16 protein-coding genes are annotated in these 16860 nt (G+C 73.0%); 7 read left to right on the top strand and 9 right to left on the bottom strand.

The features are described 5' to 3' along the window. Positions 1 to 4 precede the first annotated feature (4 nt). Together ABT095_RS18870 and ABT095_RS18865 are read right to left on the bottom strand one after the other, a co-directional pair. A complete protein-coding gene (locus ABT095_RS18870) occupies positions 5 to 658 on the bottom strand; it encodes an SDR family oxidoreductase (protein ID WP_350530568.1) in 654 nt (217 codons plus the stop codon). Positions 659 to 703: 45 nt separating this feature from the next. Next, the gene (locus tag ABT095_RS18865) at positions 704 to 1270 is read right to left on the bottom strand and encodes a DJ-1/PfpI family protein (protein ID WP_350530567.1); all 567 of its coding nucleotides are present in this window, start codon (positions 1268 to 1270) and stop codon (positions 704 to 706) included. Between the two features lie 112 nt (positions 1271 to 1382). Between ABT095_RS18865 and ABT095_RS18860 the strand changes: the two genes are divergently transcribed. Continuing rightward, positions 1383 to 2927: an MFS transporter gene (locus tag ABT095_RS18860; protein ID WP_502884923.1), complete on the top strand. Its 1545-nt coding sequence runs from the start codon at positions 1383 to 1385 to the stop codon at positions 2925 to 2927. A gap of 82 nt (positions 2928 to 3009) precedes the next feature. On the opposite strand, the gene purB is transcribed toward ABT095_RS18860, so the two are convergent. The 4 genes from purB to ABT095_RS18840 form a co-directional block, all read right to left on the bottom strand. After that, positions 3010 to 4449, bottom strand: a complete 1440-nt coding sequence (gene purB, locus ABT095_RS18855) for an adenylosuccinate lyase (protein WP_350530565.1) — start codon at positions 4447 to 4449, stop codon at positions 3010 to 3012. Positions 4450 to 4605: 156 nt separating this feature from the next. Beyond that, positions 4606 to 5049, bottom strand: a complete 444-nt coding sequence (locus ABT095_RS18850) for a MarR family winged helix-turn-helix transcriptional regulator (RefSeq protein WP_350530564.1) — start codon at positions 5047 to 5049, stop codon at positions 4606 to 4608. A 137-nt stretch (positions 5050 to 5186) separates the two neighbouring features. Further along, positions 5187 to 5561 (bottom strand): DUF3037 domain-containing protein, encoded by a 375-nt coding sequence (locus tag ABT095_RS18845; RefSeq protein WP_350530663.1) that lies wholly within the window; start codon positions 5559 to 5561, stop codon positions 5187 to 5189. A 14-nt stretch (positions 5562 to 5575) separates the two neighbouring features. Beyond that, complete coding sequence (locus ABT095_RS18840) at positions 5576 to 6331, bottom strand: HipA family kinase (protein ID WP_350530563.1); 756 nt, start codon at positions 6329 to 6331, stop codon at positions 5576 to 5578. A 162-nt stretch (positions 6332 to 6493) separates the two neighbouring features. Here ABT095_RS18840 and ABT095_RS18835 point away from each other — a divergent pair, with 162 nt between their 5' ends. Continuing rightward, positions 6494 to 7852: an NAD(P)/FAD-dependent oxidoreductase gene (locus ABT095_RS18835; RefSeq protein ID WP_350530562.1), complete on the top strand. Its 1359-nt coding sequence runs from the start codon at positions 6494 to 6496 to the stop codon at positions 7850 to 7852. 172 nt (positions 7853 to 8024) lie between these two features. Continuing rightward, the gene (locus tag ABT095_RS18830; protein ID WP_350530561.1) at positions 8025 to 9434 is read left to right on the top strand and encodes a glycoside hydrolase family 47 protein; all 1410 of its coding nucleotides are present in this window, start codon (positions 8025 to 8027) and stop codon (positions 9432 to 9434) included. 1 nt (position 9435) lies between these two features. Here ABT095_RS18830 and ABT095_RS18825 read toward each other — a convergent pair whose 3' ends face one another. After that, positions 9436 to 10584, bottom strand: a complete 1149-nt coding sequence (locus ABT095_RS18825; protein WP_350530560.1) for a GDSL-type esterase/lipase family protein — start codon at positions 10582 to 10584, stop codon at positions 9436 to 9438. 254 nt (positions 10585 to 10838) lie between these two features. Beyond that, the gene (locus ABT095_RS18820) at positions 10839 to 12191 is read right to left on the bottom strand and encodes an aminotransferase class I/II-fold pyridoxal phosphate-dependent enzyme (protein ID WP_350530559.1); all 1353 of its coding nucleotides are present in this window, start codon (positions 12189 to 12191) and stop codon (positions 10839 to 10841) included. 34 nt (positions 12192 to 12225) lie between these two features. On the opposite strand from ABT095_RS18820, the gene ABT095_RS18815 reads away from it, so the two are divergent. From ABT095_RS18815 to ABT095_RS18800, 4 genes are all read left to right on the top strand, one after another. Beyond that, positions 12226 to 12900 (top strand): pyridoxamine 5'-phosphate oxidase family protein, encoded by a 675-nt coding sequence (locus tag ABT095_RS18815; protein ID WP_350530558.1) that lies wholly within the window; start codon positions 12226 to 12228, stop codon positions 12898 to 12900. After that, on the top strand, positions 12900 to 13517 hold the full coding sequence (locus tag ABT095_RS18810) for an FMN-binding negative transcriptional regulator (protein ID WP_350530557.1): 618 nt from the start codon (positions 12900 to 12902) through the stop codon (positions 13515 to 13517). The genes ABT095_RS18815 and ABT095_RS18810 overlap by 1 nt, the downstream gene beginning before the upstream one ends. Positions 13518 to 13913: 396 nt before the next feature. After that, the gene (locus ABT095_RS18805) at positions 13914 to 15248 is read left to right on the top strand and encodes a sugar porter family MFS transporter (protein WP_502884926.1); all 1335 of its coding nucleotides are present in this window, start codon (positions 13914 to 13916) and stop codon (positions 15246 to 15248) included. Further along, complete coding sequence (locus tag ABT095_RS18800) at positions 15248 to 15988, top strand: dienelactone hydrolase family protein (protein ID WP_350530555.1); 741 nt, start codon at positions 15248 to 15250, stop codon at positions 15986 to 15988. Before ABT095_RS18805 ends, ABT095_RS18800 begins: the two co-directional genes overlap by 1 nt. Positions 15989 to 16015: 27 nt before the next feature. Here the strand turns inward: ABT095_RS18800 and ABT095_RS18795 are convergent, their stop codons facing one another. Next, positions 16016 to 16816, bottom strand: coding sequence for a Rossmann-fold NAD(P)-binding domain-containing protein (locus tag ABT095_RS18795; protein WP_350530554.1), 801 nt, complete (start codon positions 16814 to 16816; stop codon positions 16016 to 16018). Positions 16817 to 16860: the final 44 nt, after the last annotated feature.

The raw sequence follows: 16860 nt of genomic DNA, 5'->3' as shown, positions 1-16860 counted from the left end.
GCGGCTAGAGCGCCGCAACCGCCTCCGCCACCGGCAGCTCGCCCGTCACCAGCTCCAGCGTCCGCCCCACCGAAGCGGGCGTGTCGAGCAACGCGAGCAGCACCGCCGCCACGTCGTCCCGCGACACCGAGGCCATCGCCACCGGCGGCTCGGCCAGCCGGACCAGGCCCTGCCCCGGGTCGTCCGTGAGCACCCCGGGCCGCAGCACCGTCCAGTCCAGGGCCCGCGCCCGCAGGTCCTCCTCGGCGGCGGCCTTGGCCCGCAGGTAGGTGCGGAACTCCTCGTCCACCTCGGGCCTCTCGGCCGCCCCGAGCCCCATCGAGCTGATCATCAGATAGCGCCGCACCCCGGCCAGCTCCGCCGCGTCGGCCAGCAGCGCGGCCGCGCCCCGGTCCACCGTCTCCTTGCGCGCACTCCCGCTCGCCGGGCCCGCCCCGGCCGCGAACACCACGGCATCCGCCCCGGCCAGCACCGGCGCCAGCTCGGCGGCCGTCGCCTGCTCCAGGTCACACACCACGGGCCGGGCACCGAGGGCTTCCAGCTCCCCCGCCTGCCCGGCCCGCCGGATCAGTCCGGTCACCGTGTCACCGCGCGCGGCGAGCAGCCGCTCCAGCCGCAGCGCGATCTGCCCGTGCCCACCTGCGATCACCACGTCCATGTGCCCCAGGATCAACTCTCCCGGGGCACACCGCACGCGCAGACCTCAGTCGACCGGTGCCTTCTCCCGCAGCACCTTCACGAACGCCCGCATCCAGCCCGGGTGGTCCGGCCAGGCCCGCGCCGAGACCAGCACGCCGTCCACCACGTCGTCACCGTCCACGAACTCGGCGCCGCCGGCCGCGACGTCCGGCTCCAGGGCGGGGTAGACGGCGGTGCGGCGGCCGTCCAGCGAGCCGGTGGCCAGGGTGATCAGCGGGCCGTGGCAGATCTGCGCGACGGGCTTGTCCGCATCGAAGAAGTGCGCGGTGATCCGCTTCACCTCGGGGTTGTTGCGCAGGTACTCGGGCGCGCGGCCGCCGGGCAGCACCAGGGCCACGTACTCGGCCGGGTCCACCTCCTCGAAGGCCTTGTCGGCGGGCCAGGTGTAGCCGGGCTTCTCGGTGTAGGTGTCGAAGCCGTCCACGAAGTCGTGCACCACGAACTGGAGCGTCTTGCGGCTCGGGGCGGCGATGTGCACCTCGTAGCCCTCCTCCAGCAGGCGCTGGTAGGGGTAGAACACCTCCAGCGACTCCGCCGCGTCACCGGTGACGATCAGGATCTTCGCAGCCATACCCCAGCACCCTCCGTTCGTCCGCCCACCGTCCGTGGGCCCCGCCCCAGCCTTCCGCTTGACGGCACGTCAGGCAATCCCGCGCACACCCTTCGCACCACATGCGCCCCCCATGTGTGCCCCCACCCCCCTCACCTCACACATGCGGGGTGCGCCGGGCGCCCCCGAGGAGCAGGGTGGGGGTGTGACCAAGGGATCCGATGAACACCAGGCGGCGGGCGATCTTCGCCTCGGCACGGCGCGGGGTCGCTGGGTGATCGCCGCGACCACGCTCGGCTCGGGGATCGCCCTGCTGGACGGCACCGTCGTCAACGTCGCCCTCCCCCGGATCGGCACCGATCTGGGCGCCTCGATCGCCGCCCTGCAGTGGACGGTCAACGCCTACCTGCTCACCCTCGCCGGGCTGATCCTGCTCGGCGGATCGCTCGGCGACCGCTTCGGCCGCCGCCGGATCTACCTGATCGGCGTCGCCTGGTTCGCCCTCGCCTCCGCACTCTGCGCCATTGCGCCGAGCGTCGGTGTACTGATCGGCGCCCGCGCCCTCCAGGGCATCGGCGGTGCGCTGCTCACCCCGGGCTCGCTCGCCATGCTCCAGGCCACCTTCCACCCGGACGACCGCTCGGGGGCGGTCGGCGTCTGGTCCGGGTTCGGCGGCATCGCGGCCGCCGTCGGGCCCTTCCTGGGCGGCTGGCTGGTGGACGGGCCGGGCTGGCGGTGGATCTTCCTGATCAACGTGCCGCTGGCCGCCCTGGTCGTCGCCGTCACCACCCGGCACGTCCCGGAGAGCCGCGACGAGACGGCCTCGGGCCGCTTCGACGTCCGCGGCGCGGTGCTGGCCGCCCTGGCCCTCACCGGCGTCACCTACGCCCTCACCGAGGGCGGCCGGGGGTTCTCCGCCCTGGCCGGGGTCGCCGGGATCCTCCTCGGCGCGGCGTTCGTCGTGGCCGAGCGGCGCAGCCCCCGACCGATGCTGCCGCCGGAGCTGTTCTCCTCGCGCCTGTTCACGGCGGTCAACCTGGTGACCCTCTGCGTGTACGGCGCCTTCAGCGGGATCTTCCTGCTGCTGATGGTCCAGCTGCAGACCGTCTCCGGTTTCGCTCCCCTGGTCGCCGGTCTCGCCCTGCTGCCCATCACCCTGCTGATGCTGGCCTTCTCCGGCCGGGCCGGCCAGTTCGGCCGCAAGGTCGGGCCCCGCCTGCCGCTCACCCTGGGCCCGCTGATCTGCGCGGCCGGGGTGCTGCTGATGCTGCGGATCGGCCCGGGGTCCTCCTACTGGCTGGACGTGCTGCCCGCCGTGGTGGTCCTCGGCTGCGGCATGACCGTCCTGGTCGCCCCGCTCACCGCCACCGTCCTGGCCGCCGTCGAGGTCCGCCGCGCCGGCATCGCCAGCGGCGTCAACAACGCCGCCGCCCGAGCCGCCGGCCTCCTCGCCGTGGCCGCCCTCCCCGCCCTCGCAGGCCTGAGCGGTGACTCCTACCGGATCCCCGCCGACGTCGACGACGCCTTCCGCACCGCCATGCTCATCTGCGCCGGCCTCCTGGCCACCGGCGCCCTCCTCGCCGCCACCACCATCCGCAGCCCGGCCCCGGCCGAGGAGCCCGCCCCGATCCCCGACTGCACCTGGTACTGCGACGGCACCACACCGCCCCTGGAATGAGCGCCTTTACTGGGGCTGCGCCCCAGGGGCGCGGGGAACTGCGCGACCGACCACGCACTCCCCCGCACCCGCCGACGAACGACTACAGAATGTCGCCCGGCGCGTACGAAGCAGCCGCCGGATACCGGTCCGCGACCTCCGCGATCTGCTTCACCAGCGCATCCACCTGCGCCCCGGCCGCACCCGTGAACGAGATCCGGTCCGCCAGCAGCCCGTCCAGCGCCGCGCGGTCCAGCGGCATCCGCTCGTCCGCGGCAAGCCGGTCGAGCATCGCGTTCTCCCGCACGCCCTCCCGCATCGCCAGCGCCGCGGCCACCGCGTGCTCCTTGATGACCTCGTGCGCGGTCTCCCGGCCGACCCCGGCCCGCACCGCACCCATCAGCACCTTGGTGGTCGCCAGGAACGGCAGGTACCGGTCCAGCTCCGCCTCGATCACCGCGGGGAACGCGCCGAACTCGTCGAGCACCGTCAGAAAGGTCTCGAGCAGACCGTCGAACGCGAAGAACGCGTCCGGCAGCGCCACGCGCCGCACCACGGAGCAGGAGACGTCACCCTCGTTCCACTGGTCGCCACCGAGCTCGGCGGTCATCGACGCGTACCCGCGCAGAATCACCGCGAGCCCGTTGACCCGCTCGCAGGACCGGGTGTTCATCTTGTGCGGCATCGCGGACGAGCCGACCTGGCCGGCCTTGAAGCCCTCGGTGACCAGCTCGTGCCCGGCCATCAGGCGGATGGTCTTGGCCAGGCTGGACGGGCCGGCGGCCAGCTGCACCAGGGCGGTGACCACCTCGAAGTCCAGCGAGCGCGGGTAGACCTGGCCGACGCTGGTGAAGACGTTCTCGAAGCCGAGGTGGCCGGCGACCCGGCGCTCCAGCTCGGCGAGCTTCTCGGCGTCGCCGCCGAGCAGGTCCAGCATGTCCTGGGCGGTGCCGACCGGGCCCTTGATCCCGCGCAGCGGGTAGCGGGCGATCAGCTCCTCCAGGCGGCGGAAGGCCACCAGCAGCTCGTCGGCGATCGAGGCGAACCGCTTGCCCAGCGTGGTCGCCTGCGCGGCGACGTTGTGGGAGCGGCCGGCCATGACCAGCTCGGCGTTCTCGGCGGACAGGCGGCCGAGGCGCACCAGGACGGCGACCGTACGGTCCCGGACGTGCTCCAGGGACTGGCGGATCTGCAGCTGCTCGACGTTCTCGGTCAGATCGCGGGAGGTCATCCCCTTGTGGATCTGCTCGTGGCCCGCGAGCTCGCTGAACTCCTCGATCCGGGCCTTGACGTCGTGCCGGGTCACGCGCTCACGCGCGGCGATCGACTCGAGGTCGACCTGGTCGATGACCCGCTCGTAGTCGGCGACGGCGGTCTCGGGCACCTCGATGCCGAGGTCGGCCTGCGCCTTCAGCACGGCCAGCCAGAGCTGCCGCTCCAGCACCACCTTGTGCTCGGGGGACCAGAGGTTCGCCAGGGTCGCCGAGGCGTACCGGGAGGCCAGGACATTGGGGATCTGGGGCTTCGCGCTCACGCTTCGCAAGCCTAACAGTCCAGCTCAGCAAGGCTGCCGACCACCCCGACGCTACGCGCGTCACCCCTTGACGGGAGCGCCTGCCCTGGCCACCGAGCAGCGTCAGCCCTTAACGGGGAGCGTCAGCCCTGGCCACCGAGCAGCGTCAGCCCTTAACGGGGAGCGTCAGCCCTGGCCGCCGAGCAGCGGCAGCACCTGGCGGCAGAGCTGCCCGAGCTCCAGGCGCTGCTCGTCGTCCAGCGAGCCGAAGGCTTCGTGGGCCCGGGTCATGTCGGCCCGGATCAGCTCCAGCGTCTCCCGCCCGCGCTCGGTGATCGTCACGATCTTCACCCGGCGGTCCGCCGCCGCGGCCTCCCGCCCGGCCAGCCCGAGCGACTCCAGCCGGTCCACGATCCCGGTCACGTTCGAGGCGTCGCAGCCCAGCCGCCCGGCCAGCGCCCGCATCGGCACCGGCTCGAGCACGGCCTTGAGTGCCTTGGCCTGCGAGGAGGTCAGCCCGTGCCGCGCCGCGGCGGCCGCGAAGTCCTGGAAGTACGCCGTACCGACGGCGGCCACCGCCTCCATGAGGTCAGCAGTGGTCGGCACGCCGGTGGAAACAGTGGAGCCCATGCCCCCCAGCGTACGCCCAAATACTTCACCCACTCCAGCTTTGAGCCCCCCAAGCGTCCCGCGCGCCGTTCACACCCCGGCCGCGGGCCCGCTCGAAGCACCGGCCGTCAGAGCGCCGGCCGTCGAAGCACCGGCCGTCAGAGCACCAGCTGTTCGAACAGCCGCCGCAGCTCCGCCTCCGGGTCGGCCGTCAGGCCGGTGTGCACCGGGCCCGGCTGCACCACCGCGCTGCGCGGGGCCGTCAGCCAGCGGAACCGCTGCCCGGGGCTGTCCGAGGCCGCCGGTCCGGCCTCGGGGCCGCCCAGGCAGACGGCCTCCACGCCCGCCAGGGCGCGCCGCACGCCGGCCACGTCCGCCACCGGGTCCAGCGCGAGCAGCCGGCTCTGGTCCAGGTGGGTCCGGGCGGCCAGGTGCTCGTGGCGGCGGCAGTACAGCAGCACGCCGATGTTGACGCACTCCCCCCGCTCGACCCGCGGCACCGCCCGCAGCACCGCGTACTCGTAGTCGTACATCTCGGCGAACCCGCTCACGACGCCACCTCCGGCAGCCACTCCCGCGGACCTTCCAGCCGCGCCGTCAACTGCTCCACGTACGCGGCCCGCACAGCCGCCGCCGAGTCGAAGCCCGGCTCCTCCTCCAGCCACACCTCCGGGATCGCCGCCACGGCGGCCGCCAAGGCGTCGGGCACCAGCGGCGCCATCGCCTCGTCGGCCGCCTTGAGCGGGCCGGCGAAGGCCCGCAGCGCGTGGTCCGAGGCGTCGTACGGCTTGCGGCGCCACTTCTCGGCCCCCGCCCAGCTGTGATGGAAGATCAGGCTCGCGCCGTGGTCGATCAGCCTCAGCCCGCCGGTGGCGACCAGCAGGTTCGGATTCCGCCAGGAGCGGTCGACGTTGTTGATCAGCGCGTCGAACCAGAGCACCCGGGCGGCCAGCTCGGCGTCCACCTCGAAGCAGAGCGGGTCGAAGTTGAGCGCCCCGCTCACGAAGGCCATCCCGAGGTTCACCCCGCCGCTGGCCCGCATCTGGTCCTGCACCATCACCTCGGGCTCGCTGCGCGCGAGCACCGGGTCCAGGTCCAGGCGCACCAGCTCCGGCACCGGCAGCCCGAGCCCGCGCCCGAGCTCCCCGGCCAGCACCTCCGCCACCAGCGCCTTGCGCCCCTGCGCCGCGCCGACCCACTTGAGCACGTAGAGCCGGTGGTCGTCCCCCTCGACCAGCCCCGGCATCGACCCGCCCTCGCGCAGCGGCGTCACATACCGGACGGCCATCACCTCATGCAGCATCCCGCCAGCCTACCGACCCCGGCGATCACGAAGCCGCACTTGTGTCCCCCCTGCGCGGCACTGCGGTGGCAGGCCCAAGGCGGCCGTGCCATGGTGACGAACAGTTGTCCTGATCCCGTCGGCGTCCCACGCCCGCGGGCCGGCACAGGTAAGGGATGGACGATGGAGCGACCGAGAATCCTGATCGTCGGCGGCGGCTTCGCCGGGCTGGAGTGCGCGCGCCGCCTGGAGCGCAAGCTCGCCCCCTCGGAGGCGGCGATCTCGCTGATCGCTCCCTTCAGCTACCAGCTCTACCTGCCCCTGCTGCCGCACGTCGCGGCCGGGGTGCTCACCCCCCAGTCGGTGGCCGTCTCGCTGCGCCGCTCGCTGCGCCGTACCCACATCATCCCCGGCGGCGCCATCGGAGTGGATCCGCGCTCGAAGGTCTGCGTGGTCCGCAAGATCACCGACGAGGTGGTGGCGGAGAAGTACGACTACCTGGTGCTCGCGCCGGGCAGCGTCACCCGCAGCTTCGACATCCCGGGCCTGACCGACTACGCGCGCGGCATGAAGACCCTGGCCGAGGCGGCCTACGTCCGTGACCACGTGATAGCGCAGCTCGACCTCGCCTCGGCCACCACCGACCAGCACGAGCGCGAGTCACGGCTCCAGTTCGTGGTGGTCGGCGGCGGCTACGCGGGCACCGAGACGGCGGCCTGCCTGCAGCGGCTCACCACGGCGGCGATCCGCCGCTACCCCCGGCTCGACCCGAAGCTGATCAAGTGGCACCTGATCGACATCGCCCCCAAGCTGATGCCCGAGCTCGGCGACAAGCTCGGCACCACGGCGCTGAAGATCCTGCGCGAGCGCGGCATCGAGGTCTCGCTCGGTGTCTCGGTGGCCGAAGTCGGCGCCGAGACGGTCAAGTTCACCGACGGCCGGGTGCTGCCCAGCCGCACCCTGATCTGGACGGCCGGGGTCGCGGCCAGCCCGCTGATCGGCACCCTGGACGCCGAGACGGTGCGCGGCCGGATCGCGGTCACCGCCGAGATGCGGGTGCCGCAGTTCGAGGGCATCTTCGCGCTCGGCGACGCGGCCGCGGTGCCCGACCTCGCCAAGGGCGACGGCGCGGTCTGCCCGCCCACCGCCCAGCACTCGGCCCGCCAGGGCAAGATGGTGGCCGACAACCTGATCGCGGCGCTGCGCAACCAGCCGCTGGAGCCGTACTTCCACAAGGACCTCGGCCTGGTGGTGGACCTCGGCGGCAAGGACGCCGTCTCCAAGCCGCTCGGTGTCGAACTCAAGGGCGTACCGGCCCAGTTGGTGGCCCGCGGCTATCACATCATGGCCATGCGCACCAACGTCGCGAAGTTCCGGGTCGGCGCCAACTGGCTGCTCAACGCGACGGCCGGCGACGACTTCGTCCGCACCGGCTTCCTGGCCCGCCAGCCCGCCCGGCTGCGCGACTTCGAGTACACCGACGCGTACCTGACGAAGGACCAGGTCCGCGAGCACGCCCAGGCACTGCTGGCGAAGGGCTGATCCCGCACACGGGTGAACCCACCGGGGTCATCCCGCACACGGGTGAACCCACCGGGGTGAACCTGCCCCGCTGACGCACCCGGCGCTCCCGCCCTGACCTGGGCGGGAGCGCCGACACGCGTGCCCGGCCGGTCCCCGGCCTGCGGTGCGGCGGCCGCTAGCCTCCTGCGCCATGCACCCTCGCCAGCTCCCCCGCCGCCGGTCCGTGCTCGGCGCCGCCGCCGGTCTCGCCACCGCGGCCACCACCCTGCCCGCGCCCTCCGCCCGTGCGGCCGCGCTGCCCGCCGACGCCGCGGCGGCCACCGAGGTGCTGGCCGAGTTCCGGCACGCCTGGGACGGGTACAAGCGGGTGGCCTGGGGCTACGACGAAGTCCGCCCGGTCTCCGGCACCCGGCACGACTTCTTCGCCCCGGGCCACACCTTCGGCCTCTCCATCGTCGAGGCGCTGGACACCCTGTGGCTGATGGGCCTGGACGCCGAGGTGACCTTGGCCGCCGACTGGATCGAGCAGCACCTCGACCCGGCCCAGGACACCGACGTGCAGCTCTTCGAGATGGTGATCCGGGTGATCGGCGGCCTGCTCGCGGGCTACCTGTGCACCGGGCGGGCGGGCCTGCTCACCCGCTGCCGCCAGTTGGCCGACCGGCTGCTGCCGGCCTTCACCAAGTCGCCGACCGAGCTGCCGTACCGGTACGTCAACCTGCGCACCGGCGCCGTCTCCGGCGAGGTCAGCCCGCTGGCCGAACTCGGCACCAACCTGGTCGAGTTCGGCCTGCTCTCGCGCCTGACCGGGGACGGCCGGTACTGGAGCTGCGCCAAACGGGCCTGCCGGGCGGTGGTGGCCCGGCGCTCCTCGCTCGACCTGCTCGGCACCTCGCTGAACGTGGAGACCGGCCGCTGGGAGGACACCGCATCCTGCGCGCCCAACCCGCCGGTGGACTCCTTCTACGAGTACCTCTGGGTCGGCGCCGAGCTGTTCGGCGACGACGAACTGCGCGGCTTCTACCGGCTGTTGACCGACGCCGTGCTGAGGTACCAGGCGGACCGGCCGAACGGGCACCTCTACTTCCGCCAGGTCGACTACGCGAGCGGTGAGACCACCGGCACCGAGCAGTCGGAGCTGGGCGCCTTCTACGCCGGCCTGCTCGCCAAGGGCGGTGACCTCGCCACTGCCCGGGAGTACTACCGCAGTTGGAGCCTGACCCTGGGGGCCTACCCGGTGCTGCCGGAGGTCTACGACTACCAGAGCGGCCAACTGCGCACCGCCCGGAACGACTTGCGCCCCGAGTACGTGAACTCCTCGCTCGACCTGTGGCGGCTCACCGGCGAGGCGGAGTTCAAGCAGAGCGCCTACCGCTACTTCCAGGGCATGCGCGACCACCTGCGGGTGCCGGGCGGGTACACCGTGGCCGAGGACGTCTCGACCTCCCCGATGCGGCTGGGCGACCTGACCCCGGGCTACCTCTTCGCGGAGAACTTCAAGTACCTCTACCTGCTGTTCGCGGCGGCGCCGCGCTTCGACTACCGGACCGGCCTGCTCTCGACCGAGGGGAAGCTGCTGCGCGGCGCCGTCCGCCCCTGACTCAGCCCAGGTACATCCCGGAGCTGTCCCGGCCGGGAGTGTTGCGGCAGGCGTGGTCGCCCGGGGTCGCGTACTCCAGGCTCAGGCAGCGCCCGAGGGCCTGCTGGCCGTAGTAGTTGGGGTGCATGGACTCCTGGACGGTGCCCTGGCTGGCGCTCATCCCGGCGTCCACGTACCGGGCCCACTCGCTGGTGGTGGCGGAGGGGCCGGCGGTGGTGGTGGCGAGCTTGGTGCCCTGGGCGCAGACCTCGCGGCCCTGCAGCACGTCGCGCAGGTCGAGGAACTCGACGCCCTCGGCCGCCGCGACGGCCGCCAGGTGGTCGGAGATCTCCGGGATGACGGTGTCCCGCGCCCAGTCGGCATCCGCGTCCCAGAACGGGCAGCCGCCGGTGGAGGCCCGGCTCCAGCCGCTCTCGGGGTAGCGCATCTCGCTGCTGCGCGGGATCGGCGAGGGGTAGGACTGCAGCACCAGGCGGTAACTGCCCTGGGCGTAACCAGCGTTGGACATCACGGTGCGCACCGACTCGATCGACTGGGTGACGCCCGCCATCGCGGCGTCCATCTTGCTGTCGATCGCGGCCTGCTGGTCGTCGTGACAGTAGGAGTACCAGATCAGGTAGTCCTTGGCGCAGGTGGTGATCACATCGGAGAAGCCGAGGTCGTTGCCGCCGATGGAGAGCGTGATCAGCTTGACGTTGTTCGCGGCCGCCACGGCGGCCAGTTGGTCGGCCTGCGGGGCCTCGCCCTTGTAGCTCTGCCCGCCGTCGGCGGCACGGATCACGTTGGCGCTGACGGCACCCGAGCAGGCGAGGTTGATCTGGGCCTGCGCGATGGCGGCGGTCTTGATCTCCGAGCCGTCCGAGCGGTCGCACCCGCTCGCGTAGGTGGAGCCGTAGACGGCCGCGGGGTTGTACGAACTCCCGTTCCAGGCACGGTCGGTGCCGTCCCGGTTGGTGGCGGTGTCGTCGCTGTTGCCCTTCCAGCGACCGGCCTCGCCGGAGATGTAGCTGTCGCCCATCGCGACGCTGGCCGTGGGGCCGGTCGCGGCGTGGGCGGGAGTGGCCAGGGCGACGGCCGGGACGGCCAACGCGCCTGCGGCCAGGAGCGGGAGAATTCTTCGACCAAGGCTGCTTCGGGGAGAAGTGCGCACGACGGAACTCCTGCGAACGGCTTCCCGGTGGGGTCGGGAAGCGCGGGTGAGGGTGAGCCGCCGGCCGGTGGCGCGATGAATGTGACATGACCGCGCTTGTTACCGCTAGGTGTTACGCACCAGTAATTCGCTGCGTTACCGGCGAGTACGCCTGGTTAGTCCGTACCTTGGGTAACGCAGCGCTGTGTGCCCAATCCCACACGCACCGCCGCGAGTTGAAGATCAACTCGGCGAAGCCTCAGGTCGCCCGCGCCTCAGGTCAGCCGCGAACGCCCCGCCGCCGAGCCGAGCACCGCCGCCAGGTCGGACGCCAGCCTGGGCGCCTCCTCGGGCCGCATCGCGGCGGCGGTGATCCGCACCCCGGGCGGCGCCTGCAGCCGGAACCGCGCGCCCGGCGCGACCACCCAGCCGCGCTGCATCAGCGCGGCCACCACCCCGGACTCGTCCGGCACCGGCACCCACACGTTGAGCCCGCTCTCGCCGTGCGCGGCGATCCCCTGCCCGGCCAGCGCCGCCAGCAGCGCGTCCCGCCGCTCGCGGTAGACGGCGGCCACCTTGCGCACCGGCGCGGCGTCGGTGCGCCACAGCTCGGCCACGGCGCGCTGGAGCAGCAGGCTGACCCAGCCGGTGTCCAGCCGCTGGCGGCCGAGCACCCGGTCGACCACGTCCCGCTCGCCGCACATCACGGCCAGCCGCAGGTCCGGCCCGTAGGCCTTGGCGGCCGAGCGGATCACCGCCCAGCGCCGCACCGTGACGGCGCCCGCCGGGCCCACGGCCAGCGAGCAGTACGGCTGGTCGACCATGCCGTACCCGTGGTCGTCCTCGATCAGCACCACCTCCGGGTGTGCGGCGAGCACCTCCCGCAGCTCGGCCGCCCGGCCCGGGGTGAGCGCGGCGCCGGTCGGGTTCTGCGCCCGGACGGTGACCACCACGGCGCGGGCCCCGGCGGCCAGCGCCTCGGCCAGCGAGCCGGGCAGCGGGCCCTGGTCGTCCAGTGCCACCGGCGCCGGGCGCAGCCCGAGCGCGGGCAGCAGGTCGAGCAGGCTGCCCCAGCCCGGGTCCTCCACCGCGACGGTGTCGCCGGGTCGCAGCCGGGTGGTGAGCACCCGCTCGATGGCGTCCAGCGAGCCGGAGCAGACGGCCAGTTCGCCCTCGGGGGCGCCGTCGGCCCGGAAGGAGGCGCGGGCGAGCTCGAGCAGGCCGGGGTCGGTCGGCGAGTGGCCGTAGAGCACCGGCTCCCGGTCGCCGGCCGCGGCCGCCACGGCGAAGGCCGGGGCGAGCGGGGGCAGCAGGGCGGTGTCGGGGTTGCCGCCGGAGAGGTCGCGCGCTCCGGGCGGCACGGGGATGCGGACCTGGTCGCGCGGGGTGGTGACCGGCCGGTGCCGAATGTGGCTGCCCTTGCGCCCGGCGGTCTCGATCACGCCCCGGTCGCGCAGCAGCCGGTAGGCGGCGGCGACGGTGTTGGGGTTCACCCCGAGCTCGTCCGCGAGCTCGCGCAGCGGCGGTAGGGCCGCACCGGGCTGCAGCAGCCCCGCACCGACGGCCTGCTCGACGTCGGCCGCGATCTCGCTGGCACGCCGCCCCTTGATCCGATAGTCTCCTAGCACAAACTCAAGTATGCACTAGTACATAGAGGCTGTCATGTCGGACACCACCCCTGCCAGTACGTACGCCCGCACCGAGCGCACCACCCCCACCCGCTACCGCGACCGCGCCACCTGGGAGCGCGAGGCCATCCACGCGATCCTGGACAGCGCCTACGTCTGCCACCTCGGCTTCATAGCCGACGGCGCGCCGGTCGTGCTCCCCACCATCTACGCCCGGGTGGGCGACCGGCTCTACGTGCACGGCTCCACCGGCAGCCGCCCGATGCGCGGCGCGGGGGCGGCGAGCGGCCTGGCGGTCTGCGTCACGGTGACGCTGGTGGACGGTCTGGTGCTCACCAAGTCCGCGTTCAACCACTCGGTGAACTTCCGCTCCGTGGTGGCCCACGGCACCGCGTACCAGGTGACCGACCCCGAGGAGCTGGCCGTCGCGCTCGACGCGCTGGTCGACCACGCCGTCCCGGGCCGCTCGGGCGACGTGCGCCGGGCCAACGCCAAGGAGCTCGCCGCCACCGCCGTCGTCCGGCTCGAGCTGGACGAGGTCTCGGCCAAGACCCGCGCGGACGGCGCGGACGACGACGACGCCGACCTCGATCTCCCCTACTGGGCGGGCGTGGTGCCCGTCACCACCGTGCACGGCACCCCTGAGCCGCACGGCTCGACCACCGTCCCCCTGCCCGCGTACCTGACCGACCTGCACGGAGGCCGCTGATGCTCATCCGTTCCTGGGACAGGGGCACCGAGGAGGAGTGGCGGGCCTGGCTCGCCGCCGGGCGGGACTTCGGCCTGCTCGCCGCCAACGGCCCGGCCGGCAGCGGCCCGGTACTGGTGCCCACCCACTTCCTGCTCGACGGCGACGAGATCCTGCTGCACCTCGCCGCCCCCAACCCGCTGTGGGCCGCCGTCCGGGCCGACCCGCACGTCACCCTCAGCGTGACCGGCGACTACACCTTCGCCCCCGGCCACTGGCGCGGCGAGCCCGGCACGCCCACCAGCTACTACGCGGCGGTGCACTTCCACTGCACGGCGGAGATCGTGGAGAGCCGTCAGGGCAAGGCCGACATCCTCAACCGTCAGCTGGCCCACTTCCAGCCCGAGACCCCGGATGTGCGGGTCGTCCCCGGCGAGAAGCCGTTCGGCCCGGAGCTGTCGGGCATCCACGGCCTGCGGCTGGCCATCCGCAAGGTGGACGCCAAGTTCAAGTACGACGACAAGAAGCCCGCCGAGGTGCAGGCCGCCATCGGCGACCGCCTCGCCGAGCGCGGCTGCCCGCTGGACGCCGCCGCCCGCACCCAGCTCCTGCGCCGGAACGCCCGCCGCCTGCCATAGCCCCGGCGTCCGGAATGAATGTTCATTCCGGATATGGCCACGGCCGGCACCGACTTCGTGCCAGGTGCGGAATGAACATTCATTCCAGACGCCGCCACGACCCGCCCCAGACTTCACGCAAGGTCCGGAATGAACATTCATTCCAGACACGGCCACGACCACAGGCCCCTGACCCCTCGTCAGTGGCCCATCCGGGTGGCACCGGGCCGGGGCGGCCCCGGCCCGACGCGCGGACGGCCCGTCAGGCTGCTGGAATGGAGGGCCGGAGCCTTGTCCATCGGCCGAGCGGGTGGGCCGCCGCACCGTCAGGAGCTCGCCGTGTCCACCTCCTCCCCGGCCCGGGCGGGCGCCGAGGCCCATCTGGGCCACGTCGTCTTCATCTCGGCCGCCGCCGCGATGGGCGGCTTCCTCTTCGGCTACGACAGCGCCGTGATCAACGGCGCGGTGACGGGCATCCAGAAGCACTTCAACGTCGGCAACGGCGAGACCGCCTTCGTCGTCGCCATCGCCCTGCTCGGCTCGGCCGGCGGCGCCGTGGTCGCCGGCCGCCTGGCCGACCAGTTCGGCCGGGTCCGCACCATGCTCCTCGCGGCCACCCTCTTCGCGATCAGCGGCGTCGGCTCGATGTTCCCGCCCAGCGTGCAGCTGCTCGGCTTCTGGCGGGTGATCGGCGGCGTGGCCATCGGCATCGCCTCGGTGATCGCCCCCACCTACATCGCCGAGGTCGCCCCCACCGCCTACCGCGGCCGCCTCGCCTCCTTCCAGCAACTGGCCATCGTGCTCGGCATCACCATCTCCCAACTGGCCAACTACGCCCTCAACCAGGCCGCCGGCGGCGACTCCACCGGCCACCTGGGCGGCATCCAGGCCTGGCAGTGGATGCTCGGCGTGGAGACCATCCCGGCGCTGGTCTACGGCGGACTGGCCCTGGCGATCCCCGAGTCCCCCCGCCACCTGATCGCCACCGGCAAGGAGGAGAAGGCCCGCGCGGTGCTGCGCGACGTGGAGGGTGAGACGGTCGACCTGGACGCCCGGGTCGCCGAGATCCGCTCGGTGCTCGACACCGCCCACAAGCCGCGCCTGGCGGACCTGCTCGGCGGGCGCTTCGGCCTGCTGCCGATCGTCTGGGTCGGCATCGGCGCCTCGGTCTTCCAGCAGTTCGTCGGCATCAACGTGATCTTCTACTACTCCTCCTTCCTCTGGCAGTCCGTCGGCATCGACGAGTCCAACTCCCTGCTGATCAGCCTCTCCACCTCGCTCGTCAACGTGGTCGGCACGGTGATCGCCATCGCCCTGGTCGACCGGATCGGCCGCAAGCCGCTCGCCCTGGCCGGCTCGGCCGGCATGGCCCTCGCGCTCGGCCTGGCCGCCTGGGCCTTCTCCCACCGGGTCGGCAAGGGCGACACCGCGACCCTCGAGAACGCCTACGCCACCACAGCGCTGGTCGCCGCCCACGTCTTCGTACTCTGCTTCGCCTTCTCCTGGGGCGTGGTGGTCTGGGTGCTGCTCGGGGAGATGTTCCCCAACAAGATCCGCGCGCTGGCCCTGTCGGTCGCCGCCTCCGCCCAGTGGCTCGCCAACTGGGCGATCACCGTGACCTTCCCGGACCTCTCGGACTGGAACCTGTCGGCCACGTACGTCGGCTACGCGTTCTTCGCGCTGCTGTCCATCCCCTTCGTGGCCTTCTGCATCAAGGAGACCAAGGGCCGCGCACTGGAGGAGATGGGCTGATGGGCGACACCCCGCAGAACCCCTCGCAGAACCCCCGGCAGAACCCCCCGCAGAACCCCCGGCAGAACGTCAGCTTCCCCAGCAACGGCGCCACGGCGCACGGCTTCCTCGCCCTGCCGCCCGCCCGGGTCGGCCCCGGCCTGGTGGTGATCCAGGAGTGGTGGGGCCTCACCTCGCACATCGCCGAGATGACCAAGCGCTTCGCCGCCGAGGGCTTCGTCGCCCTCGCCCCCGACCTCTACGGCGGCGCCACCACCCACGACGGCGCCGAGGCCGCCGAGCTCAAGCGCACCCTCCCGGTCGAGCGGGCCGCCCGCGACCTGGGCGGCGCCGTCGACTTCCTGCTCGGCCTGCCCGAGACGGTCGGCGACGCCGTCGGCGTGGTCGGCTTCTGCATGGGCGGCGGGTTCGCCCTCACCCTGGCCGCCCAGGAGGGCGACCGGGTCGCGGCCGTCGTCCCCTTCTACGGCCTCCCCGGCGACCCCGGCTTCGACTACCGGGGCCTGACCGCCCACGTCCTCGGCCACTTCGCCGAGCGCGACCGCTCCCTCCCCACCGCCCGCGTGGACGAGGCCGCCATCCGCATCGGCGAGGCGACCGACCGCCGCCCCGAGATCCACTTCTACCCCGCCGGCCACGCCTTCATGAACGACGAGAACCCCCTCGGCACCCACGACGGCCTCCAGGCCCGGATCGCCTGGCAACGCACCCTCACCTTCCTCTGGGCCCACCTCGGCTGACCCTGCGTGGTCGGCCGGGCGGCGCGGTCAGCCGTTCTCCAGAGCGGGTTTCAGGACCAGCTCGCACCACTGGCGGAAGGTGGTGGGGGTGGCCGTCTCCGGGGTGCGCGGCACACCGGTGTCGAGGCCGTGTTCGGCCTTGGCGCGGACCATGGCGGCCATGCCCCCGGCGAAGGCCGGGGACGCGCCGAAGCCCAGGAAACGGGTCTCGACGGAGTCCAGGGGCTCCTGGCGGTAGGACACCGGACGGCCCAGGACGGCGGAGACGGTCGCGGCCTGCTCGTCGGGGGAGAGATCCTCCGGCCCGAGCAGGGGCTGTTCGGCGGAGCCGGTCCAGGAGCGGTCGAGCAGCAGCCGGGCCGCCGCCGCGGCGATGTCGCGGGTGGCGACGGTGGGCTGGCGCGACTGCGCCGGCATGGGGCCGGAGAAGACGCCGTCGACGCGCAGCTGCGCGGCTTGGCGCAGCAGGTTGTCCATGAACGAGGGGTTCGCCAGGGCGCGGAAGTGCGGGACGGCGGCGGAGAGCGCGTCGTCCATGGCGAGGGAGGCGGTGACCAGGCCCGCCTGCGCCTGGTGCGACGTGCCGCGGCCCAGCGCCGAAACGGTCACCACGTGGCTGGTGCCGTGCGCGGTCAGCAGTCCGGCGACGGTGGCGGCGGCCCCGGCGTAGACCTCGTCGAGGGTGGCGGCGGCCGGGTTGGGCGCGGCGTTCCAGAAGAGGGCGTCCGCGCCGTCGAGGGCGCGGTCCAGCACGGCCGGGTCGTAGTGCGAGCCGGTGACGAAGTTATCTGGACAGATCACCTGATTCAGCGACTGTGTCGGTCGCACGGGGTGCGTATGGTTCCGGCCGTGCGAGTGATGAAGGTGCCCGA

Source organism: Kitasatospora sp. NPDC002227, from assembly GCF_040296285.1.
GTDB lineage: Bacteria > Actinomycetota > Actinomycetes > Streptomycetales > Streptomycetaceae > Kitasatospora.
Note: the sequence above shows the minus strand (reverse complement) of the source record. Positions and strands in the feature narration are given on the sequence as shown.

Excerpts from the sequence above, each read along its gene's own strand:
- ABT095_RS18870 (WP_350530568.1), bottom strand. The coding sequence starts at position 658 with ATGGACGTGGTGATCGCAGGTGGGCACGGGCAGATCGCGCTGCGGCTG.
- ABT095_RS18865 (WP_350530567.1), bottom strand. The coding sequence starts at position 1,270 with ATGGCTGCGAAGATCCTGATCGTCACCGGTGACGCGGCGGAGTCGCTG.
- ABT095_RS18860 (WP_502884923.1), top strand. The coding sequence starts at position 1,383 with ATGTGTGCCCCCACCCCCCTCACCTCACACATGCGGGGTGCGCCGGGC.
- ABT095_RS18850 (WP_350530564.1), bottom strand. The coding sequence starts at position 5,049 with ATGGGCTCCACTGTTTCCACCGGCGTGCCGACCACTGCTGACCTCATG.
- ABT095_RS18845 (WP_350530663.1), bottom strand. The coding sequence starts at position 5,561 with ATGTACGACTACGAGTACGCGGTGCTGCGGGCGGTGCCGCGGGTCGAG.
- ABT095_RS18840 (WP_350530563.1), bottom strand. The coding sequence starts at position 6,331 with ATGCTGCATGAGGTGATGGCCGTCCGGTATGTGACGCCGCTGCGCGAG.
- ABT095_RS18835 (WP_350530562.1), top strand. The coding sequence starts at position 6,494 with ATGGAGCGACCGAGAATCCTGATCGTCGGCGGCGGCTTCGCCGGGCTG.
- ABT095_RS18830 (WP_350530561.1), top strand. The coding sequence starts at position 8,025 with ATGCACCCTCGCCAGCTCCCCCGCCGCCGGTCCGTGCTCGGCGCCGCC.
- ABT095_RS18815 (WP_350530558.1), top strand. The coding sequence starts at position 12,226 with ATGTCGGACACCACCCCTGCCAGTACGTACGCCCGCACCGAGCGCACC.
- ABT095_RS18810 (WP_350530557.1), top strand. The coding sequence starts at position 12,900 with ATGCTCATCCGTTCCTGGGACAGGGGCACCGAGGAGGAGTGGCGGGCC.
- ABT095_RS18805 (WP_502884926.1), top strand. The coding sequence starts at position 13,914 with ATGGGCGGCTTCCTCTTCGGCTACGACAGCGCCGTGATCAACGGCGCG.
- ABT095_RS18800 (WP_350530555.1), top strand. The coding sequence starts at position 15,248 with ATGGGCGACACCCCGCAGAACCCCTCGCAGAACCCCCGGCAGAACCCC.